This window comes from Lachnospiraceae bacterium JLR.KK008, from assembly GCA_037015955.1.
Classification (GTDB): Bacteria; Bacillota; Clostridia; order Lachnospirales; family Lachnospiraceae; genus VSOB01.
Window position 1 is genome coordinate 2284378 of the sequence record CP143548.1, and the last position, 22377, is coordinate 2306754.

Annotated in this window: 19 protein-coding genes; 1 reads left to right on the forward strand and 18 read right to left on the reverse strand. The window is 50.1% G+C overall.

Annotation, left to right across the window (positions count from 1 at the left end):
* The 18 genes from V1224_11425 to V1224_11510 form a co-directional block, all read right to left on the reverse strand.
* Entirely contained in the window at nt 1-576 is a 576-nt protein-coding gene (locus tag V1224_11425; protein WWR15091.1) for a hypothetical protein, read from the reverse strand.
* A gap of 14 nt (nt 577-590) precedes the next feature.
* Complete coding sequence (locus V1224_11430) at nt 591-1400, reverse strand: DUF6033 family protein (GenBank protein WWR15092.1); 810 nt, start codon at nt 1398-1400, stop codon at nt 591-593.
* A gap of 171 nt (nt 1401-1571) precedes the next feature.
* Nucleotides 1572-2537 carry a calcium/sodium antiporter gene (locus V1224_11435; GenBank protein WWR15093.1) on the reverse strand — a complete coding sequence of 322 codons (966 nt, stop codon included), beginning with the start codon at nt 2535-2537 and terminating at the stop codon, nt 1572-1574.
* A 237-nt stretch (nt 2538-2774) separates the two neighbouring features.
* Nucleotides 2775-3422, reverse strand: a complete 648-nt coding sequence (locus tag V1224_11440; GenBank protein WWR15094.1) for an HAD family hydrolase — start codon at nt 3420-3422, stop codon at nt 2775-2777.
* Between the two features lie 246 nt (nt 3423-3668).
* Nucleotides 3669-4367, reverse strand: coding sequence for a CAP domain-containing protein (locus V1224_11445; protein WWR15095.1), 699 nt, complete (start codon nt 4365-4367; stop codon nt 3669-3671).
* Between the two features lie 86 nt (nt 4368-4453).
* Complete coding sequence (locus tag V1224_11450) at nt 4454-5203, reverse strand: hypothetical protein (GenBank protein WWR15096.1); 750 nt, start codon at nt 5201-5203, stop codon at nt 4454-4456.
* 91 nt (nt 5204-5294) lie between these two features.
* The gene (locus tag V1224_11455; protein WWR15097.1) at nt 5295-6809 is read right to left on the reverse strand and encodes a M56 family metallopeptidase; all 1515 of its coding nucleotides are present in this window, start codon (nt 6807-6809) and stop codon (nt 5295-5297) included.
* A complete protein-coding gene (locus V1224_11460; protein WWR15098.1) occupies nt 6796-7155 on the reverse strand; it encodes a BlaI/MecI/CopY family transcriptional regulator in 360 nt (119 codons plus the stop codon). The genes V1224_11455 and V1224_11460 overlap by 14 nt, the downstream gene beginning before the upstream one ends.
* A 98-nt stretch (nt 7156-7253) precedes the next feature.
* Nucleotides 7254-7565 (reverse strand): hypothetical protein, encoded by a 312-nt coding sequence (locus tag V1224_11465; GenBank protein WWR15099.1) that lies wholly within the window; start codon nt 7563-7565, stop codon nt 7254-7256.
* Between the two features lie 17 nt (nt 7566-7582).
* Nucleotides 7583-8845, reverse strand: a complete 1263-nt coding sequence (locus V1224_11470; protein ID WWR15100.1) for a DNA polymerase IV — start codon at nt 8843-8845, stop codon at nt 7583-7585.
* Nucleotides 8846-9030: 185 nt separating this feature from the next.
* Nucleotides 9031-10248, reverse strand: coding sequence for an iron-containing alcohol dehydrogenase (locus V1224_11475; GenBank protein ID WWR17474.1), 1218 nt, complete (start codon nt 10246-10248; stop codon nt 9031-9033).
* A gap of 498 nt (nt 10249-10746) precedes the next feature.
* On the reverse strand, nt 10747-11715 hold the full coding sequence (gene pyrF, locus V1224_11480) for an orotidine-5'-phosphate decarboxylase (GenBank protein ID WWR17475.1): 969 nt from the start codon (nt 11713-11715) through the stop codon (nt 10747-10749).
* 128 nt (nt 11716-11843) lie between these two features.
* Complete coding sequence (locus tag V1224_11485) at nt 11844-12539, reverse strand: hypothetical protein (protein WWR15101.1); 696 nt, start codon at nt 12537-12539, stop codon at nt 11844-11846.
* A 165-nt stretch (nt 12540-12704) separates the two neighbouring features.
* Nucleotides 12705-13751: a tetratricopeptide repeat protein gene (locus V1224_11490; protein WWR15102.1), complete on the reverse strand. Its 1047-nt coding sequence runs from the start codon at nt 13749-13751 to the stop codon at nt 12705-12707.
* Between the two features lie 56 nt (nt 13752-13807).
* Complete coding sequence (locus tag V1224_11495; protein ID WWR15103.1) at nt 13808-14902, reverse strand: HD domain-containing phosphohydrolase; 1095 nt, start codon at nt 14900-14902, stop codon at nt 13808-13810.
* A 30-nt stretch (nt 14903-14932) separates the two neighbouring features.
* Nucleotides 14933-15283, reverse strand: a complete 351-nt coding sequence (locus tag V1224_11500; GenBank protein ID WWR15104.1) for an Hpt domain-containing protein — start codon at nt 15281-15283, stop codon at nt 14933-14935.
* A 216-nt stretch (nt 15284-15499) separates the two neighbouring features.
* Nucleotides 15500-17194, reverse strand: coding sequence for a methyl-accepting chemotaxis protein (locus tag V1224_11505; GenBank protein WWR15105.1), 1695 nt, complete (start codon nt 17192-17194; stop codon nt 15500-15502).
* A gap of 240 nt (nt 17195-17434) precedes the next feature.
* Nucleotides 17435-19129, reverse strand: a complete 1695-nt coding sequence (locus V1224_11510) for a methyl-accepting chemotaxis protein (protein WWR15106.1) — start codon at nt 19127-19129, stop codon at nt 17435-17437.
* Between the two features lie 397 nt (nt 19130-19526).
* Between V1224_11510 and V1224_11515 the strand changes: the two genes are divergently transcribed.
* The gene (locus tag V1224_11515; protein ID WWR15107.1) at nt 19527-22343 is read left to right on the forward strand and encodes a PBP1A family penicillin-binding protein; all 2817 of its coding nucleotides are present in this window, start codon (nt 19527-19529) and stop codon (nt 22341-22343) included.
* Nucleotides 22344-22377 lie beyond the last annotated feature (34 nt).

Consider the following 22377-nt stretch of genomic DNA (forward strand, 5'->3'; position numbering starts at 1 on the left):
TTATATATCCTCCATACTCTGTGACTGTTCTCCGTCCTCGTCGAACAGTTCCCGCAATTTTTCTTCGATCGTACTGCCGTCCTCGTCCTCATATAACGACTTGTGTTTTTTATGCTTCTTCCTGGCATTTAACATCGCCGCCGACTTCGCCATCTGATACAGATCCGGACTGTACTCGATCAGCTTCTTTTCATCCCGGGACGGCACTTTATCTCCTCGGGCGATCCTTCTGGCAGTCTCCATCACTTTACCGATGTCGACAAGTGCATCCTGCGTTGTCTCACCGGATTCCCGCATCCGGTCTGCCTGCTCCTGATACATCTTCTGCATCATCTCAGAAATCCGCAGATCGACGCCGTCTTTTGCGCTCTGCATTGTCACACCGCTGACAGCCTTCCCACCCTGCATGGTCATACCGCTGACGGTCTTTCCACCCTCTGGCGCTACGCCATTGACGCTATGCGCACTACCGCAGGATGCCGTCCTCTCCTGCCCGGCTCCGTGTGAGACACCTCGGGATGCCTGCGATGCCCGGACCGCCTTCGCGCCTTGCGGCATATCTGTCATCCACATCATGACGCCCCCTGTCTCTAAAACCGCGAATCGAAATGCTGGCCTACCATCATCTCTTCCTCGGTAAACACGGAATCACTCATGCCTTCAAACAAAACATCATTGATCTTGTCGACCAGTTCCTCCGCGGATACCGCTGTTACGGTGACAATCTCCTCTCTGTTTTCCAGGCGTTTCGCTTCCGTCTCTGCGGCTTCCTGTTTCTGAGCCGCACGTTTTTGTTCGGCACTTTTCTTTTCCGCACGCTTCTCGAGCCTTTGCTCCGCGCGCTTTTTCCCGGCCTCTTTGGCTGCTTTTTTCTTTTCTGCGGCTTTTTTCTCCGCTTTCTTTTTGATCATCTTCTGCTGTGCGGCAAACGCTTTGTCGACCGCCGCAAAGAACGAACTTGGCCCGCTGCCACTGGCATTGACCCCGCCTGACTTCACACTGCCGGCATTCGTCCCCAGCTTTGCCTTTGACCGTTCCATCTGCAATGCCGCATTTTGTATGATGCCTTCATAATGTTTCCTGTAGTTTTCGTCCTCTGCCATCCGCTCGATCTTGTCCTCGTCGATCAGAACGACCATCCGGCTTGGATTGCCATACGTGGCAGCCTGCGCATGTGTCTGCGCCTTCATGTCACGGCTCACAAGTATAAAGTCCATGTTGCCGTATTTCTTTTTCAGTTCGCTGTAATATTGCTCCGCCTTCTCACTCAGCTGCGGCTCTCCCACCGTTCTTCCATAATTCGCCTTGTTATTTTTCTTATTTCCCTGAGTGGCGAAATATTCCGGTGCAGCCGCCTGACTGTTTTCAGTCATAACCGGTGCATGATTCATATCCATCATCCTCCCTGAATTTCTCCCGCAAATCCTTTTGCGGCGACCGCGCAGATCGCTCCGCGCGCCTGCAGATACTATTCTATTTAACATATCGGTAGGAAAACGGAAAATATTTACATCTGTCCATATAGATAATAGAAGTCACTGTAAGTCCGCATGGCAACGGACAGTCTCCCGTCAGGCCGTGCACGATACCAGCAGATACCCGCCATAGACGACAAGCAGAAACACACCCTGCCACCTCTGAAATTTCTTAAAGATCATCGCCGGGAGCAGCGCGATGCAGCTCACAAGCAGACAGGCCGGAAGATCAAAGAGCGCAAATGATGCCGTAATCGGAAGCGGTTTGCCGGACACAAGCGCACAGAGAGGCAATATGAGCGTCAGGTCTATGATATTGGCGCCGATAATATTTCCTACAGATAAGGAAGACTGCTTTTTGAGGATTGCGGTGATTGTTGTGATCAGCTCCGGCAGGGAAGTGCCAATGGCAATGATCGTGATACCGATCACTCGCTCTGAGATCCCGGCCAGCCGCGCCAGCTCACTCCCATTGTCCACGAGAAGATCTGCGCCCCAGACGATGCCGACTGTGCCGACGACAAACTTGACAATATTGACCACCACTTCTCTTCTGCCAATGGTCCGCCTTTTTTGAACCTCTGCCTTTTCACCCTCTTCTTTCATAGCGCGTCTCGCCTGCGCAACATTCTCCCAGAAAAACACGACAAAGATTACAAACATGGCGGCGGCGATCACCGGGTCCATCTGTCCCCGCAGCCCCGATGCCACAATGAGAACAGCCGCTGAAAGCAGAAGGATCACTTTACACAGATAGTCTTTTCTCCGTATCACAAATGGAATGCAGATCAGAGAGAGCGCCATAATCAGGCCGATGTTAGCCGTCACACTTCCCACGGCATTGCCGATGGACATATCGACTTTTCCTTTTCCCGCCGCCATCAGAGAGACAAGTACCTCCGGAAGTGTCGTGGCCAGGCTGACGATCGTTGCCCCTATGATGAGTTTGGGGATACCGCTGACCTCCGCGGTCCACGACGCAGCGTCCACAAAATAATCGCCGCCCCGGACGATAAACACGATCCCTATGAGTAACAGAATCACTACCAGCATCACATTCATTTTTTCATCCTCTTTTCTCGTATTTTTCTACAAAAGAAAAGACCCAGGCATAGCTCCCAAAGCTATACTTGGATCATAAAGACCATGTACGGCTCGCAGCTATACATGAGTCTCGTTATTTAAGACAAGCCAGACTGAAACAGCCAGGATGTTGACTTGCCACGCAAATCGCGCCTACTACTCCCTCATGGGGTATTTTCAGTTGTTAAGTAACTATAGCATACGAAAATGACCGTGTCAACGGTTTTTCAGCGTTTCCTCCGCTGCCTGCAGAAAGGGAAGCAAATCATCCGGTCTTTTCAGAAGATCGCCGGATGACAGACTCCCGGCAGCGCTGCCCCAGCCTGCCATCACAAAATCTACATCGGCGCTCTCCGCGCACTGCCTGTCATACGCCGTGTCACCGACATAGATCGCTTCGGAAGGTTTTGCCGACGACAGCTCCAGATATTTTTGAAGCGGGTCGGGCGCCGGTTTATGCCGCGTCGTGTCATCCGAACAGACAACGGTGTCAAAATATCGGCTGATCGCAAACCGGCAGAAGTCTTCTTCGTATTCTGCTCTCGTCTTGGAAGTGACGATTCCCATTCGGTACCCGAGTTGCGACAGGCTCTCGAGCAATTCCGCAATGCGGTCAAATACAGTGATCGTATCCGTATAGGCGCGCATATTTTCTTCCCACAGTGCATGAGCCCCGGAAATATCTTCTATCTCAAGTCTCTTCAGCCCGTCCGTCCCTGTAATGCCCAGAACGAACGTCAGCTTTTCGATCGGTATCACAGCTCCTGTTATCGTCCGGATCGTATCCTGCAGTGAGTGCAGAACGGCATACTCCGTGTCGATCAAAGTCCCGTCTATATCAAAAATAATTTGTCTGTATTTCATATCCCGTCTCCTTTTCTCCGTGCACACGGCTTAGTCTGTAAATTGATCATCCTGTTGACAGTATGCTGTGGATCGTTTTCATTGCAGCTCCCTACCCTCGGCGGACAAACATCTAATACCCAAAGTATAACTGATAATCATAAAAAAGGCCAGCCTTTCCGGTGTCTTGCACGCAGCCGGAAAAGCTGGTCTTCTTCCGATCCGTAATCTGTGAATCTATGTATCCAAGATCACCGATTCCTGTTCTTAATATGTGAAAAGCTGTACCCAGTGGCCTGTGCCGTTCTCATCCTGGTAATATCCTACCCCGATGTTTTTATAGTTGGCATTCAGAATATTGGCACGATGTCCGCTGCTGTTCATCCAGCCTTCCATGACCTGCTGCGGTGTACGCTGTCCATAGGCGATATTCTCACCGCTTCCCCTGTAGGACACGCCCTGCTCCTGCAGCGCCGTACTGAAATTACTTCCGTTCGGTCTCGTATGCGAAAACTGCTGTTTGATTTCTCTGGCTCTTACATTTGCTGCTGCCGTCACGTCCGTCTGTACGGTCAGTGCAGACAGACCTGCTTTTGCTCTCTCCGCATTCACAAGGTCCACAACCTGCTGTGCGTAAGACTGAACACTTCCGTCAGGTACCTGATCACCCGGCTGCTCCGGCCCCGGAACATCCGGCTTTTCCGTCACCGGCGGCTGCGGATTTCCCGGAAGCGTTCCTCCCGGTATCGTCACATTCGGGCAACCATTGGCGTTATTCTCCATCGCAACTCCAAGCTCTTTCAACGTCTTCTGCAAACTGTCCAATCCCTGACCACTATAGATACGATAACTTCCTGCAGACACGGATTTCCCTGTCTTTCCACCCGCCGCATAAGAAGTCACCGGTATGCTCCCCACTGTGACTGCCGTCAACAATGCCATTGATACAATCATACTTTTTTTCATGTTTCTCTGCCTCCTTAAATGTTACAAATTTATTACAAAAATAATAATAACATGTAATATTTAAAGATTCCACAGGAAATGATTGCCTATTGCATTTGGGCAAGATTTTGATTCATCCGATCAAGTATCCGCTGTTTCTCTTCCCCGGTCAGTCTGCCCTCTGCGACCACATCATCAAGCGCGGCGTCCATTTGCTCTATAATTTCTTCATATTCCTGCGCCGTCAACGGTTTGTCACGCTGCACCTGCTCCGGTCTCATGATCACGTCGGGATTGACCGCCTCCATCACTGTACCGCCGCCTTCAACTTCATATGTAACTTCAAATGCGCCTTTGTAGATAATAAATTCCCCTTTTCCGCCGTCCGCCTGCAGGCGTTTCAGACTTTCTTCATAAAATGCAAGCTCCTCCCCGGTTGCCGCACCGCTTTTCTTAATATTATCCACTACCTCCGCGTATTCCTCCGCCGTATACAGTTCGAAGATGCCGCCCAGCGTCGGATCGTCCTCCGTCAAATTTTGTCCTTCCTCCGGCGGCTGCGCCGGATCATCCGGTTCTGAAATATCGCCGTCCTCCGGCTGCGGCGTCTGCCCGGCCATATCTGCCGTCGCAGTTTCCTTCTCCTCCTGCAACGCTCCGGTACTGCCGGCGGCGTCAATGCCGCCTTGTTCCTCACTGCCCGGGCCAGCGCCGCAGCCGGTCACAAGCCCCATCAGCAATGCAGACAACAGCGCCAAAACCGTCAGTCTCATCCTGATGCCTGTTTTTTGATCTGTCCTTGTGTTTCTTCCTGCTTTTGTGTTTCTTTCCGCCTTTTTCTCTCTGTTCGTTCTCATAGCTCTCATCCGTACTTTTGTCCTTTCCCGCTCTCATCCCGCATGGTCCCACGTGATGGGAGTCTGAAGCAATGTTCTCTCTCCAAAACCGTCAGTCAAACTTCTCAAGGTTTTCCTGCATTTTTGCCATGATCTTCTCTTTCTGCTCGGTCGTGGCTCTGCCGTCTGCGACAGCATCCGCAAGGAACTGTTCGACATCCGCCATCGCCGCCCTGTATTCCTCAGCCGTAAAAGTCCGGCTCATCTGCTCCGGCGCCATCACAATGCTTGCATCAAACGATACCATGACTTCGCCGCCGTCGTCAGTCACATAACTATCCTCAAACGCTCCCTTATAAATGACAAACTCCCCTTTGCCATTGTCGGCCCGCAGACGTTCCAGATCGGCTTCCATCCTTTTGATGTCCTCCTCCGTGCCGTCACTGTATTTCTTTACGTTCTCTACGACCTGCTCATATTCCTGCGGCGTATAAAGCTCAAAGATACCGCCCAAGGTAGGATCAGCCGCATTCGGCTGTCGGTCATCCTCTGCGCCCGTGCCCGGCACCTTCACATTGATGGTTACCGCTTTCATCTGTTCTCCTTCTGTGACGTTAATCGCGTTCTTTAATACGGCTTCCACATTTTCCGCGTCCTCCTGCGCCTGTGCAGGGGCCGCCGCATAGATGAGCACAGCGCCCGCCATCATTACGAGAGAGAGCAATACTCCTGTTACCGTAACTTTTTTCGGTTTCATAATATTCACGATCCTTTCTTCCATAAAATTCCCGACGAAATGCGATACGAGCAGACCGCCCTGTGGCTTTACCTCCGCCCATCTCAGAAGCATACCTGCATAAGTGCGCCGGCGCTCTCTTCCCGCGCTGCGTATTACCTTTGCGTCACAGGCCAGCTCAATGTCTCTGTTGGCCAGATCATACATCAGCCACACAAGAGGGTTAAACCAATGACAGACCATCACCGCTGTCAGGCATAATTTTCTCGCGCAGTCCCACCGCTCGATATGCGCCAGCTCATGGGCAAATACATAATATAACGTTTCCCGGTCTCTCCCGTCCATCTCTTTGGGCAGTACGATGACCGGGTGAAAGATTCCGTATGTCAGAGGGGAATCGATCCGGTCGGATACCCGCACACACACCTTTCTTGCCATATGACTCGTCTGACTTTCGATGGCGAAGCTGTCTGCCACCGGCAGCGCTGTCCTCAGTATCCGTACGCAGCGGACATAGGCAAAAAGAAAATAGAGTGCGGCGCACACCGCTCCCGCCAGCCACAGTCCCCGGCCAACCGCAGACGCCTCAGACACCATCGCCACCGGCTCAAACACGATGCCTCCCGGCGCCTGCCATTTTGGTATCTGCAAAAATGTGTCTGCACCGGAAAACGGCCCCTGCTCCACCGCTTTCACAGGAATCAGTCTTTCCAGCACGGAAAAAGGGGAAAACGGCAGCAGCAGCTTACAGCATACGATTCCCCACAGCAGATTCAAAATGGCCGGGGAAACTTTTTTACCGAAAAAGCGGCGCACGCCCGATACAAATAGGATCAGGACCGAAGCGGATAAACTCATCTGCAATATTTCCATAAACTCACTCCATCTCATCGATCAACTGTTTCAAATGTGCAATTTCTTCCTTCGACAGTTTCTTCTGCCTCAGCAGAGTAGAAAACAAAAGAGGAACGGAACCGCCAAACACCCGGCCTACAAATTCCTGCGTATCGTTTTCCACAGCCTGCTCTTTTGTAATCCTCGCCCGGCATACAAAACCGGGTTCTCTGCGCTCGATCCAGCCTTTGTTGACACATTTTTTGATCACTGTGTAAGTCGTATTCTTATTCCATCCGATCTCCCGGCCAAGGATAAGCGCGATCTCTTTTGCTGTGATGTCACCTTCCTTCCATATCACTTCCATCACTTTTCTCTCCGAATCAAACAATTTTTCTTCCATACACGGGTACGCACCTTTCTCATTTCATACTACTACGATAGTCTATCTGTAATCAGACTATCATAGTAGTCTGCGATTGTCAACACCGGAATACGGTATTACCGAAAATTAATCACCCAGCGGTTTTCCGACTGATAATAAATCAGCCAGGCCCTTATCCTCTGTCCATGAATCGCCAGCGTACAATCGTATTCTATGGAGGCGACTCCCGCATAGCGTTTTTTCTCCCGCGAGTGCACTGTGATCTCCCGGATCGTGCGGATCTCTCCCTCCTCATCTTCTATCTTCAGCATGAGTGGTATCATTTTTCCCGTACTCGTAAACCAGCACTCACAGGCCACCTTCTTTTGCACTCCCCGGACCGGTCCCGCATCTGTGCCGGAAGAATGAATGCCAATCCCAAATGCCATTGCCGCTCCCTCCTCTTCTAATCGATCCTGATCCGTTCATAATCCACGGACCGCTTCTCTCTTGATACGCCTCCGCTCATATGGTCGATCGTCTTATCCACAAACGCGGCCCGCATCACGGCATCCGCGCCAAAGCGGTTCCTGATCCGGTCCACAGTCTGATCCAGCCTGCCGAATTTTTCATAATCCGCTTTTTCAAACAGGCTTAACTGCCTCTCACAGGTCGCTTTGCTGATCCGGCCCGTGTGCACGCCCAGGTGACGAATGGGCCTGCCATTCCACAATTCCCGGAACAAAACGCAGGCTGTCTCATAGATTTCCACTGTCACATTAGTCGGGCTTTGCAGCGCTTTCTGATGGGAGGCATACGACAGATCATAATAACGAATGCCTGCCGACACGATCCCAGCCTGCACCTGATCCGCCCGCAGGCGGCTTCCCAGTGTCTCGCAGAGCGCCAGAATAACCTGCTGCGCCGTCTCTGCGTCCGTCACATCATACGGTATCGTCGTGCTGTTCCCATATCCTTTATTTGCCTGCGGCTGTGCCAGCACCGGTGAGAAGTCGATCCCGTTGGCAAACTTCCAGATGACTTCCCCTTGCTTTTTCAATGTGCTTTTCAGCCACCCCGGATCGGTTCCCGCCAGCTCCCCGATCGTGCGAATCCCCATGGAACACAGTCTGGCGGTTGCAGCGCGCCCGACAAAAAACAGATCCGCTACGGGGAGCGGCCACATTTTCTCTCTGATCTCCCACGGATACAGCGTATGCACCCGGTCGGGCTTCTCAAAGTCCGAGGCCATCTTTGCAAGCAGCTTATTCTCTGAGATTCCTACATTGACGGTAAAGCCCAGTTCATCCCGAATGCGGTCTTTGATCTGTGCAGCCGTCTCCTCAGGCGTCCCGAACAGATGACAGCTCGCACTCATATCGATGAACGCCTCATCAATGCTGTATGGCTCCACAATATCCGAATATTCCCGCAGTACCTCCATAAACGCCGCAGAACAGTTTTCATACAGGCCGTAATTAGGCGGTACCAGAATCAGCGACGGACATTTTCTCTGTGCTTCCCAGAGAGCCTCTCCTGTTTTCACACCAAACTTTTTAGCCGCCATCGATTTTGCCAGAATAATCCCATGGCGCAAAGCGCTGTCGCCTCCCACGGCGGACGCCGTCTCCCGCAAATCCTGCCTTCCTCCCTGGTGGGCCAGACGGTAAACGGCCTCCCAGGAAAGGAAAGCCGCATTCACATCAATATGAAAAACAATTCGTTCCAAACGTACGTTCACCTCCTGTAAAGGCATTGTATCAAACACACGTTCCTCTATCAAGCGGTAAATTCTGCCAGAGATAAGCATCTGCCTATTGGAAAAACACGGCAAAAGAAAAAGCGCCGGGCTTTTACACCCGGCGCTCTCGCACTTTCATTATGTAGAAATCATTGAAATTCCATCCGGAAATTCTAAAAATCCACTTCCGTATCATAATAGCAGCATTTCAGCAGCTTTTCCATCTCTTCCTGACTTGGCTGGCGCGGATTAGAACCCGTGCAGGCATCAAGAATTGCGTTAGCTGCGATCTCCGGCAGTCTCTCCAGGAATACTTCTTCCGGCACAAAACCCTGCTCCGTCGGATAGCTGTCCTGGCCGTAGTTTTTAATGCAGTGCGGAATATTCAGATCGTCGTTCATCTTCCGCAGATAAGCGATGAGCAGTTCCACTTTCTCATCGGGAGTGCCGCCGCCGAGATTCATGAAATCCGCAATCTCGCCATAGCGTGCCTTTGCTGTCTCATCTTTGGCATTAAACGCGATCACTTTCGGGAGATACATGGCGTTGGCCGCACCATGGATAATATGCGCGCCATAGTCTGCAAATACAGCCCCCGTCTTATGCGCCATGGAATGAACGATACCGAGCAATGCGTTGCTGAATGCCATACCGGCCAGACACTGCGCATTGTGCATGGAATCTCTCTTCGCCATATCGCCGTTATAGGAATCTACCAGATCACGCTGAATCATCTTGATTGCATGGAGTGCAAGCGGGTCAGTAAAATCACAATTCGCTGTGGAAACATATGCCTCTACCGCATGGGTCATCGCATCCATTCCCGTATGCGCCACCAGCTTCTGCGGCATCGTCTCTGCCAGATCCGGATCTACGATCGCTACATCCGGCGTGATCTCAAAATCAGCAAGCGGATATTTGATACCCTTCTGATAATCGGTAATAACCGCAAAAGCCGTCACTTCCGTGGCTGTTCCCGAAGTCGAAGAGATCGCACAAAATCTTGCTTTCTTTCTCAGCTCCGGAATACCGAACACTTTACACATATCCTCAAACGTAATATCCGGATACTCGTATTTGATCCACATTGCCTTTGCCGCGTCGATCGGAGAACCGCCGCCCATTGCCACGATCCAGTCCGGCCCGAATTCTGTCATTGCCTGCGCGCCTTTCATAACGGTCTCTACCGACGGGTCCGGTTCAATTCCTTCAAAGAGCTGCACTTCCATGCCTGCCTCTTCCAGATATTGTTTCGCTCTGTCCAGAAAACCGAAACGCTTCATGGAACCGCCGCCCACGCAGATGATCGCCTTTTTCCCCTTAAAATCCTTCAACGCCTCCAATGCGCCTTTTCCGTGATATAAATCTCTCGGTAATGTAAATCTCGCCATAATCCTTTCCTCCGTTTTACTCTTGTTTACAACATGTTTTGCTACAGCCGCAGCGCAGCTCGCTTTTCGCTCGCTCTCTGCAGCCGCTTCCTGCGCTCTCTCCCGCAGCCGCTTCCTGCGCTCTCTCCCGCAGCCGCTTCCTGCGCTCTCTCCCGCAGCCGCTTCCTGCGCTCTCTCCCGCAGCCGCTTCCTGCGCTCTCTCCCGCAGCCGCTTCCTGCGCTCTCTCCCGCAGCCGCTTCCTGCGCTCTCTCCCGCAGCCGCTTCCTGCGCTCTCTCCCGCAGCCGCTTCCTGCGCTCTCTCCCGCAGCGCTGCTCGCTTTTCGCTCGCTCACGGGCATTCGCCCTATGAAAAAAGCCATCTTAAAAAATGCTTACGTACAAGTACGACGCATTTTCTAATCTGTCTTTTTTCGCACTGCTCATTGCTTACGCACATATTATACCACAATATTACTCTGTTGTGGGAAACATTCTTGAGACACAAAGAAAAGGCCGTATTATCGCCTGCCCTCCAGTGCTCCGGCAATGTCTTCCTTCATATCAAGCACCGCGGCTCTCGCCGCGTCCGCATAGTTGGCACTGCCAAAAGACGCATACTTCTCCTGCTTATAGGCGGCAATGATTCCGCGGGAAGAATTAACGATCGCGCCAAGCCCATCCTCGTTGAAAAAGTGTACGAGATCGACGCCCCTGCCGCCCTGCGCCCCATAGCCCGGCACAAGGATAAAGGATTTGGGCATGATGCTGCGCAGTATCCTCCCCATTTCGGGATAGGTAGCGCCTACGACCGCCCCCACATAACTGTATGTCTTGCCCATCAGTGTCTCGCCCCACTTCGCCACCTGCTCACCGACGATCTCGTACAGCGGCCGGTCGGCGGAGAGACCCATGGTGTCCGCTGCTTCCTCTGTTCCCTTCACAATACGGTCCTGAAACTCACCGCTGCTCGGATTGGATGTTTTCACAAGCACAAAGATCCCTTTCTTCTCCTCCCGGCACACGTCGATAAAAGGTTTTATGCCGTCGCTGCCAAGATAAGGATTGACGGTAGCAAAATCCTCGTCAAAACCGTAATACTTATTGGCTCCTATCTGTACTTTGCCCAGATGGCCCGCTGCATACGCCTGCGAAGTGGAACCGATGTCTCCCCGCTTGATGTCGCCGATCACGACCAGACCCTTCTCTTTACAGTACTTTACTGTCTTTGCAAATGCGAGAAGCCCTTCAATGCCAAATTGTTCATACATGGCGATCTGCGGCTTTACAGCCGGAACGAGATCGCAGACCGCGTCTACGATCCCTTTGTTATACTGCCAGATAGCCTCCCCCGCCCCCTGCAATGTCTCTCCATACTGTTCGTATGCTTTCTTTGTAATCTGTTCCGGAATATAGGACAGCATTGGGTCCAGTCCCACGACAATGGGCGCTCCTGTCTTTTTGATTCCCGCGATCAGTTTCTCAATCATTGTGTTCTCCTTCTCAATATTTTCAGTTTTTCCATCCGGGCGGATCGCTCCGGCGGTCTGCCTCCTGTATATCAAAAAACGCGCAGCCTTCTTCTGCCCACGCGCTTTTGATGTTACCTCTATTACAATTACAGGTCATCGTTCACCAGTTTGATAACCGCCGTCTTGTTCGGGAGCTTGAAATATACTTTATAGCCGCTTCCGCCTTCCACCATGCCACTGGCCGTTGCCTTTACATTACCGAGCGCATCTCCGTCCTCTTCCTCACATTTCGCTGTGAATTCAATCGTACTCCCATCGCCAAATCCTTTGTCTTTCAAGGTAAAATACACATAGAGACGATCTTCCCCGTTTACATTCTCAATCTCAAAGTCGTCGATCTTTGCCGCCTCGCCTTTACTGCCTGTCATATACCCGTAATGCCTTACCGAATAACCGTCCTCGTTGTCTCTCTGGTAATAGATAGAATTTACGACGATATACTGGCAGTTTCTGCTGTAACCATCCAGCCATACTTTTACGACTGTGCTGCCGGTTCCCTTTGCCCTGATCTTTAATTTAAACGAATCACTGCTCTGGCTGTCGAGTTCTACCTTGACCACGCTGGAATCATCCACCGCAAACTTTACGTTAAATGCCTTTGAGCCCTTCCAGTTGCTCACCTTAAACTTAACTTTCTGTGTAGTATCGTCGTGCGTCACAGATACCGTGTTCGTTTCCGCCGATAACTTAGGCTGATTGCCTGCCAATGCTGTCAGGCTGCATGCCAAAAACAGACCTGCAGCGCAGACTGCCGTAATAAACTTTTTATAACCAGGTTTCATAGTTCCTCCTTTATGTATGTACATGTCTTCTATGTAACACAATAGCAAACACAAAATTCATTGTCAATGTTCGCCGTATCATTTCCCTGTCTTCCTGAAAAAATTAAGGAATCCTTCATTTTTATTTTCTGACACAAATATTTCCCACATTACGGCCAGCCTGCCTCATCTCGTCTTCAGAAACTCATATTCCCGTTTTGCTTTCTCATCATCGGGATATAGCTGCAAATAACTTTCCATCAGAGCAGCCGCCTTCTGAAACTGACACAGCTTCTCATAGGCTGCAATCTCATTATATTTCAGCGTCTGCATACAAGTCTTGTCCTCGCTGGCAAGTCCGGCCTCAAAGGCCGCCAGCGCCGCCTCATAATCGTTCATCTGCATCTTGCAGATGCCGAGCTGATTCTGCACTTGAGGGTTGTCCGGGTCCTGCACCAGATAGCTGGCATAAACACTGGAAGCATAGTTAAAGTCGCCGAGCGCCTCATAAGTCCTGCCAAGAAAGAGAATGGCTTCCGCGCTCCCTGTGTCCCGCGCTTTTTCCAGACAGTTTTTCGCATTGTCATAATCCTGGAGATAATAATACAGCCTGCCTTTGTCATAGTCAGGCATATCCTCTCCGTCCGTTGCAAGAGTACCCTCGAGATACTTGATCCCGGCTTCTTTATATCCATTCTTCTCCAGACTTCTGTAAATGTTGATCAGACAATTATAATCTTTCGTGTCCAAGGAAATAGCAATTCTGAAGTCCTCATCCGCTTTTTCATAGTTCCCCTGTTCCAGCTCCAGGGTACCGCGCAGGTAATAGGCTGTCTTTTCATCGTCCCGCAAGGCCAGAATGGCGTCATACACTTTCAGCGCGCTGTCAATATCTCCGTTTTTATAATAAGCGGCTGCCAGATAATAATTCGTGTCAAATTGCAGACTGCTTATCATTCCATTACAATAAGAAAGTGATTTTTCGAGCGACTCCACTGCTTCCTCATACCTGGTGAGACCGATATAGGCGATACCCTGTCCCCGGTACAGCAGTTCCTCGTCCTCCCCCTCTACAAGCGCTTTTTCAAAATAAGCAAGGGCCGACTCATAGTCCAGAGCCTCGATTGCAGACATGCCTGCATCAATATTTTCCCTTTTCTCTCCCATACTGCATCCTGTCAGAGTCAAAAAAGTAATGACCGCCGCCAATATAAGCCTTATTTTCAACTTCATGATAAATATGCCGTAGCCCTCTCTCGGTATCCACAGTATTTATGTACCGGCAAAATTTATAAATTGCCAAGCCGGTCTACCAAAGCCTCGTACTCCTCCCTCACATTCCGGAAACATTCGATCAGCTTCGGCGAAAACGTCCCGCATTCCCCCGTTACGATCATATGGAACGCGTCTTCCCTGGAAAAAGCGCTCTTGTACACTCTTTCACTGACAAGCGCATCGTACACATCCGCCACCGACACAAGCTGTGCTGAGATCGGAATCTCCTCTCCCACCAGACGGTCCGGATACCCGTTTCCATCATAACGCTCGTGATGGTATCTGCATATCTCATAGCTGATCCGCTCATAATCTTTTTCAAAGATTCCGATAAAGTTCGCCAGCATATCACTGCCCCGCGTCGTGTGGGACTTCATGATCTCGAATTCTTCCTTCGTCAGCCTTCCCGGCTTGAGAAGAATATCATCAGGAATAACAATCTTCCCCACGTCATGAAGTGAACTTGCCACTACGATCACTTCAATCTCTTCCGGCGTCAACCCATACTCCGGATACTGTATCATCATTTCCTGGGCGAGAATACGGGTAAAGCCTTTCACCCGTTTGATATGCTCACCACTCTCCAGATTTCTGTATTCCACTACCGTACCGAGTATTTCGATAATGCTCTCATTACTCCTGTTGAGCTTATCGGCCTGCATTTGCAACAGATCATACTGCATACGCAGCGCCTGCGTCTGCTTTTCCACTTTTTCTTCCAGATTGTTCTGATACTGAAAAAGACTGGTGATATTGTTCACTCTCTTTTTTACGATCGTATTATCAAATGGTTTCTTGATAAAATCCGATACGCCCATGTCAAAACACTGCTTTTCCGTCTGGACAGAAGTCTCACCGCTGATAATGAGAACCGGTATCTTTTCCATCCATCCCTTTTCCTTCATGATCTGCAGCACTTCAAATCCATCCATCTCCGGCATGAGCAGGTCGAGCAGGACAGTAGCAATCTCATCGTGATGCTCCTCCAGAAGTGCAAGTGCCGTCTTTCCGTCCTCTGCCAGTAAGACAGCATATTCCTCCAGCAGAATTTCTTCTAATATGTCCCGATTCAGTCTCGAATCATCCACTATCAAAACTTTATCTCTCATATTCCCCTTACTACTCCTTTACCAATACCGTCATCCCTGCAACATCCGAATTGCAGATATTGTCGTCATATAATCTTCCTCTGTCTTTTTTAACAGCTCCGAAACATCATGTTTCTCCCTGTCACGCAAAAGTTCCGTCAGTTGATCAGAAGATACATACAATCTCTCAAACCCCAGATTCTGACACACGCCCTTCAATGTATGCGCCGCACGAAATGCGTCATCCATATTACCCGCTTCCAGTGAGGTACAGAGCAGCTCGAAACTGCCGTCATCCAGAAACTTCAGCATATACTTTTTTACCCGTTCTTCACTGAGAAGCCTGGAAATAACACCTTCATAATCTCCGCCGAACTTATCATAACATTCTTTTACTGTCATCTCGTTCTCCTTTGCTCCATAGTTACTCTTTGATATTGTACCATAATTTTCTTTGTTCGCAAACTTTTTTATTATTTTCCCAAGAGGCAAATTTCCATAAAATTTTCTTCTTACAACTGACAAAAATACGCCCATTCGTACAAATAAGCGTTTTGCTTATCCGACGAAGGGGCGTATCATCAATCATTTCATAAATCAGCTTATAACCTATGTTCCCTATTCTAACACAAACTGTCCGATCAACTCGTCCAATGTTGTTGCCTGTGCAGACAGCTCTTCGCTTGTAGCTGAAGACTCCTGCGCCGTTGCGGAATTAGACTGTACGACCTCGGAAATCTGGCTCACACCCTGCTCTGCCTGACGCATCGTCTCTGCCTGCTCTTCCGCCATCCTGCTCTGCTCTCTGGAAGCATCCGCAATGTTTTTGATACCGTCTACAACAAGCTCAATCGAATTCGCCGCGCGTTCTGCCGCATAGTTACCTTCCGAAATCTCCTGCAGCGATCCTTCAATCAGCTCTCTCGTATCTACGACCGATTGTGCACTCTGCTCTGCCAACTGTCTGATCTGATCTGCCACAACGGCAAAACCGCGGCCTGCCTCTCCGGCTCTTGCAGCCTCAATCGACGCATTCAGAGAAAGGAGATTCGTCTGAGAGGCAATAGACTCGATCTCGGAGATGATATTACCGATCTTCTTTGATGTCTCATTAATCCGCTCCATTGCGTTCACCATTGCGCTCATTTCCGCACGGCTGTTGTCCGCCTCATTTGCATATTTCTCAGCCTGTTTGTAAGATTCCTCCGCACTCTGTGCAAAGCGTTCCATCGTCTCCGTAATATTGATAAATGTTGCCTGCAGCTCTTCTACTGCGCCAGCCTGCTCTGTCGCGCCTTCTGCCAGCGTCTGGGACGACTCTGCCAGATTGTTCGAGCCTGCGGATACCTGATTGGAAGCGTCACCAATCGAGCGCAGTGTCGTCGCCATCCGGTCGCGCATCACACGCATCGCATAGATCAACTGTTCAAATTCGCCCGTATACTTGTCCCGCATAGCGCTGCTCACAACATAATTGCCGCTGGCCATCTCATTCAGAACATTGCCCATATCATTGATGAGCAAACGGAGATTTGCCCCCATATCCGACGCTTCCTTAATCATATCCGCTATTTCATCGTGTGTATTTACAGCCGGAAACGGCGTCGCAAAGTCGCCTTTGGAGAACGTTTGCAGACGTTCACACAACTGGATAATCGGACGTGCAATGCTGACCGCAATCCCTCTGCCGATCGTGGAAGCGACCGTCATCGAAACTACAACTACAACCGCTATCACGATACCAAGTACAACTGCCAGCAGCATCAGTGTCTGTGAAAGCTGTGCCCCGTGCTCTACCTTGACATCCATCAGACTTGAAAGATCACCATAAATTTCACTGTACAAAGGCGCCAGTTCATCAACCGCTTTCTGCTGCGCTTTTACGGTATCTTCTTCATAAATCGAAGACCCCAGCTTCAGAATCTCGGCGTCCACACTCCAGTATTCGTCAAGTTCTCCCGCGATCTTATCATAAGTCACTCTGCCGTCCGCAGAAACAACCGTATTTTCAACCTGTGCAAAAGCTTCCTCAAAAGCCGCCTTATTCTCTTCATGCTGCGCCAGCACCAAGGCAACAATATCCGGATCGGAATATCCGATCGTCGCCCGCAGCGCTGACCGCGTATCGGCAAAATATGTCATTGCCTTGCCAATGTCCCCCTGTGCAAACCCAAAGTTCTCCAATGCGTAAGAATACCGGAAAGTTATGACGACCATCGCAATCAATCCAATAATACCAGACAGCATCGTGATCGCCGCAACCATCACAAACGACTTCGTAAGTCTCTTCTGGAGCCTTTCATTCTTAAACATTATTTCTCCTCCTCTTCCATCCTGCATTTCAGCCTTTTTTCTTCTGTTTGAAAGTACCTGTCAATGTTTCGATTCTTTCAATATCAGCTATCGTTATTATATTACTTTTTCTGTCATCAAACAACCTGTTTTTACAAGATACGCTCTTATTTTCATAAAAATAAGAGCAATACCCCCCCCTACCGGACATTGCCCTTATTTCTATAAATTTGTTATGTATTTTAAGATAGCTTGTGATGTTTAGTTCAATACAAACTGTCCGATCAGCTCATCCAGCGTCACTGCCTGTGCGGACAGCTCTTCGCTTGTGGCCGATGTCTCCTGTGCCGTTGCGGAATTAGACTGTACGACTTCGGAAATCTGACTCACACCCTGCTCTGCCTGACGCATCGTCTCCGCCTGCTCCGCGGACATATTACTCAGATCTCTGGAAGTATCCGCGATCTGTTTGATACCGTCCACAACGAGTTCAATCGAACTTGCCGCGCGTTCTGCCGCATGATTTCCTTCTGCCACTTCCTGCAGAGAACCTTCGATCAGCTCTCTCGTATCTACAACCGACTGCGCACTCTGTTCTGCCAACTGTCTGATCTGGTCTGCCACAACGGCAAAGCCGCGGCCTGCCTCTCCGGCTCTTGCAGCCTCAATGGAAGCATTCAGGGAAAGGAGATTCGTCTGGGAAGCGATAGACTCAATCTCGGAAATAATATTGCCAATCTTCTTTGATGTCTCATTGATCCGCTCCATCGCGCTGACCATGGCATTCATCTCCGCACGGCTGTTATCCGCCTCATTCGCATATTTTTCAGCCTGCCTGTAGGATTCCTCCGCGCTCTGTGCACACCGCTCCATCGTCTCCGTGATGTTGATAATTGTTGCCTGCAGCTCTTCCACTGCGCCTGCCTGCTCCGTCGCTCCCTCCGCCAGCGTCTGGGACGACTCTGCCAGATTGCTTGATCCTGCGGACACCTGGCTGGAAGCCTCTTCAATAGACCTCAACGTGCCGGACATCCGGTCGCGCATAACTCTCATGGCATCAATCAGCTTCTTACATTCTCCGGCATATTTGCTCTGTATCTTACTCGTTACCTTATAGTTACCATTTGCCATCTCATTCAGTACATATCCGGAATCATTGATAATCGCGCTCAGATCATCCGCCATTTCCGTAGACTCACGGATAATATCCGCCACTTCGTCCTGTGTACTTACAGACGGGAACGGGGAGGTGAAATCACCCTTGGCAAATGTCTTCACACGTTCACAGAGTTGTCCAAGAGGACGGGCAATGCTCACTGCAATCCCTTTGCCGATCCGTGTGGAAATAATCATCGACAGTACGATGACACCAACGATAACGGCGCCCATTATCCAGCTCAAAATGACGAGCATTGTGGAGAGCTCCGAACCCTGAACCACTTTTACATCCAGCAGATCTTCCATTTCCAGATAAATAGAGTTATACATCGGCGCCAGCTCATTAATCGCCATATCCTGTGCGATCTTACACTGCTCACGGTCTGTGGTAGCGCCAATTTCCATGATCTGAGCATCAAGAGCCCAATAAGCATCTAACTCGCCTTTGATCTTGTCATAGGATGCCCTGCCTTCGTCAGAAACGATCGTATCCTCTACTTTGACGAACGCCGCCTCAAAAGCCTTCTTGTTATCATCATGCTGCACCAGTACTTCCTGGATAGCATCCGCGTTATCATAACCGATCGCCGCACGCAACCCGGATCTGCAGTCAGCAAAATAAAGCATCGCTTTTCCGATATCACCCTGTGCAAATCCGAAGTTTGTCAAAGCATAGGAATACCGCATAGACATTACGACCATCGCAATAAGACCAATGATCGCGGCAATCATTGTAATGGCCGTCGTCAAGACAAACGACTTCATAAGCCGCTTCTCTATCCTTTCATTTTTAAACATTACTACATCCTCCTCTTCCCTCTTTAACTTAATATTTAGCCCCACTTCGCCTGATCTGCTATCGGAATACAGCTCAAGAACCGATTTAGGCTATTGATATGATAATTATAGTACTTTTCGTCCGCTCATACAACCTCTTTTTACTCCGTTTCCCCTTTTTTTTCAAAATTTCCAGATAATTTTACTTTCCTCTGCCACCCTCTAAAACCGGAATAAAAATACAGAAATTTGTGAATAATCCTTAAATATTATAAAAATCCTTTATTTACCGTTCTCATTTTGATATAATCTATTGACAGGCCGTCGGCCTCATGGAAACCGGAAAGCAGAGAGAACAGGCGGGTATTGTCTGCGGATTGCAGACATAAGCCATATATAAATTTAGGAGGCATGATACATGAATTATGGAAAGAAAGGGATCCGCAAAAAGCAAAAATCACTTCATTCCACTTCGACCAAACTGGGGCGCAAACTGACTCTTCTTATAACGAAAGCCATACTGGTGAGCATCATTGCCGTCACTGTCATCGGCATCAGCGCCGGGCTCGGCGTATTTAAAGGAATCTTAAGTTCCGCACCCGATATTTCTCATATCGACGTGTCGCCTTCCGGCTTTTCCACCTTCGTCTATGACTCGGAGGGACATGAACTGGCAAAGCTGGTGGCAGCGGACTCCAATCGTATTCCGGTGACAATGGAACAGATTCCGGAAGATCTGGCACACGCTTTTGTGGCCATCGAGGACGAACGATTTTATGAGCACAACGGCATCGACATCAAAGGCATTATCCGTGCGGGCGTCATCGCCATTAAAAACAGAGACCTGTCTCAGGGCGCCAGCACGATTACCCAGCAGTTATTAAAAAACAATGTCTTTGAGGGCTGGACGAACGAGACGACCATCGAGAGTATCAAGCGAAAGCTGCAGGAACAATATCTGGCGCTTGAACTGGAAAAGGTGATGGATAAAGACAAGATCCTCGAAAATTATATGAATACCATCAACCTTGGACAAAATACGCTCGGCGTTCAGGCAGCGTCCCTGCGCTATTTCGGCAAGCCGGTCTACCAGCTCAAACTCTCGGAATGTGCCGTGATCGCCGGCATCACCCAGAATCCTTCCAGATATAACCCGATCTCCCATCCAGAGGAGAACGAAAAGCGCCAGAGAACCGTCCTCTCTCATATGCTGGAGCAGGGATATATCACGCAGGAAGAATACGACGAGGCGATCGAGGATGACGTCTATTCCCGCATTCAGACTGTCAATGAAGAATCCGAGGAGGATTCCGTATATACATACTTTGTGGACGCACTCACTCAGGATGTATTGGACGATCTTGTCAACGTAGCCGGCTACAACGAGACGCAGGCTTACAATCTGCTGTACAGCGGAGGTTTGAGCATTTATACGACGCAGGACAGCGCCATTCAGGCAATCTGTGACGAGGCTTTCAGCAATCCGGACAACTTCCCTGCCGACACCAAATGGCTGCTCAGTTACGAACTGTCCGTAAAAAAGGCGAACGGAGAAGTGGAAAACCACAGCTCTGAAATGTTTAAGGCACATTTCCAGCAGGAGAAAAAATCATTCAATATGCTCTATGCTTCACAGGAAGACGCATACGCGGCCATTGAAGCCTACAAGGAGGCTGTGATCGGTTCCGGAGATGAAGCAATCGGGGAAAAGGTTTCTCTGACGCCCCAGCCGCAGGTATCGCTCACTGTCATGGATCAGAATACGGGCTATGTAGTGGCCATGGTAGGCGGCAGAGGCACAAAGGAGGCCAGCCGGACGCTCAACCGCGCAACCGATACTTCCCGCCAGCCCGGCTCCACATTTAAGATCGTCTCCACCTATGCTCCCGCTCTGGACAGCGCCGGCATGACGCTGGCCACGGTTGAGAACGATGCGCCTTACAGCTATGCGGACGGACGTCCGGTCTCGAACTGGTACAGCTCCGGCTATCGTGGTCTATGCTCCCTGCGCGACGGCATCCGCGATTCCTTAAATATTGTCACCGTCAAGGCGCTGACACAGATCACGCCTCAGCTTGGCTTCGACTACCTGATCAACTTTGGATTTACTACTGTCGTGGACCGCTATGAAGTCAACGGGCAGATTTATTCCGATATTCAGCAGTCACTGGCTCTCGGCGGGATCACAAAGGGCGTCACCAATCAGGAACTGAACGCTGCCTATGCAGCCATCGCCAACGGTGGGATCTATTATAAACCCACCTTATATACAAAGGTCGTAGACCATGACGGAAAACTGATTCTTGACAATACCAAACCGGAAAATCACCGGGTAATCAAAGAAACGACCGCCTATCTGCTGACTGATGCCATGGAAGATGTCGTCACCTCCGGCACCGGCGGTTCCGTCAACTTTGGCAACATGGCGATCGCCGGTAAGACAGGTACTACCTCTGACTATAATGACGTATGGTTTGCCGGCTATACCCCATATTACACGGCCACCACATGGGCAGGCTACGATAACAATACGAAACTGACCGGATCAGAAAAAAATCTTGCAAAAGTATTATGGCGTTCGGTGATGTCTAAGATCCATGAGGGACTGCCTAACGAATCTTTCGTACGTCCCTCCGGCATTGTCAGCGCCACCGTATGCAGCAGATCGGGCAAGCTGCCCGTCGCAGGGCTGTGCAACTCCACTCTGAAGAGCGAATATTTTGCCGAGGGTACCGTCCCTTCCGAGAGCTGTGATGTACATTATTCCGGCATGGTATGCGCCTACAGTATGCTGCCCGCCTCCGATGAATGTCCGTTTGCAATGGCCGGAACATTGGAACTGCCGCCGGATGAAGGCGGCACGGGTAAAAAATCCACGACCGCGGGCGACCCGGCGACCGATCCTCTTCAGACAGGCGAATCCCCTCTGATAGACGCCAATGTGGAAAAATGTCAACACAATGCGGAGTTCCTCGTACAACCGGGAGCTGAACTGATCATTGAACAACAACGACTGGAACTGATCGCAAACGCAGTACAGAATGGAATCGTCCTGCCGGAAACGATCACCAATCCGAACGGAATTCCACAGGTACCTGCCGATCAGGTACCAGGCATCCCCGGACTGGACACCCCTGTTCCCGGAACCGAAACACCTGTTGTCACTGACCCGAACACCGTGGTCCCTCCGGTGCAGCCACCGGAACAACAACCGGTACAGCCGCCAGCCCAGTAAACGACAGATCTTAACCTTATCCGCCAAGTCAGAA

Bases quoted from the DNA above. Each gene is read 5' to 3' on its own strand.
- V1224_11425 (WWR15091.1), bottom strand. From the start codon at position 576: ATGATGTGGATGACAGATATGCCGCAAGGCGCGAAGGCGGTCCGGGCA.
- V1224_11430 (WWR15092.1), bottom strand. From the start codon at position 1,400: ATGATGGATATGAATCATGCACCGGTTATGACTGAAAACAGTCAGGCG.
- V1224_11435 (WWR15093.1), bottom strand. From the start codon at position 2,537: ATGAATGTGATGCTGGTAGTGATTCTGTTACTCATAGGGATCGTGTTT.
- V1224_11440 (WWR15094.1), bottom strand. From the start codon at position 3,422: ATGAAATACAGACAAATTATTTTTGATATAGACGGGACTTTGATCGAC.
- V1224_11445 (WWR15095.1), bottom strand. From the start codon at position 4,367: ATGAAAAAAAGTATGATTGTATCAATGGCATTGTTGACGGCAGTCACA.
- V1224_11450 (WWR15096.1), bottom strand. From the start codon at position 5,203: ATGAGAACGAACAGAGAGAAAAAGGCGGAAAGAAACACAAAAGCAGGA.
- V1224_11455 (WWR15097.1), bottom strand. From the start codon at position 6,809: ATGAGATGGAGTGAGTTTATGGAAATATTGCAGATGAGTTTATCCGCT.
- V1224_11460 (WWR15098.1), bottom strand. From the start codon at position 7,155: ATGGAAGAAAAATTGTTTGATTCGGAGAGAAAAGTGATGGAAGTGATA.
- V1224_11465 (WWR15099.1), bottom strand. From the start codon at position 7,565: ATGGCATTTGGGATTGGCATTCATTCTTCCGGCACAGATGCGGGACCG.
- V1224_11475 (WWR17474.1), bottom strand. From the start codon at position 10,248: ATGGCGAGATTTACATTACCGAGAGATTTATATCACGGAAAAGGCGCA.
- pyrF (WWR17475.1), bottom strand. From the start codon at position 11,715: ATGATTGAGAAACTGATCGCGGGAATCAAAAAGACAGGAGCGCCCATT.
- V1224_11485 (WWR15101.1), bottom strand. From the start codon at position 12,539: ATGAAACCTGGTTATAAAAAGTTTATTACGGCAGTCTGCGCTGCAGGT.
- V1224_11490 (WWR15102.1), bottom strand. From the start codon at position 13,751: ATGAAGTTGAAAATAAGGCTTATATTGGCGGCGGTCATTACTTTTTTG.
- V1224_11495 (WWR15103.1), bottom strand. From the start codon at position 14,902: ATGAGAGATAAAGTTTTGATAGTGGATGATTCGAGACTGAATCGGGAC.
- V1224_11500 (WWR15104.1), bottom strand. From the start codon at position 15,283: ATGACAGTAAAAGAATGTTATGATAAGTTCGGCGGAGATTATGAAGGT.
- V1224_11505 (WWR15105.1), bottom strand. From the start codon at position 17,194: ATGTTTAAGAATGAAAGGCTCCAGAAGAGACTTACGAAGTCGTTTGTG.
- V1224_11510 (WWR15106.1), bottom strand. From the start codon at position 19,129: ATGTTTAAAAATGAAAGGATAGAGAAGCGGCTTATGAAGTCGTTTGTC.
- V1224_11515 (WWR15107.1), top strand. From the start codon at position 19,527: ATGAATTATGGAAAGAAAGGGATCCGCAAAAAGCAAAAATCACTTCAT.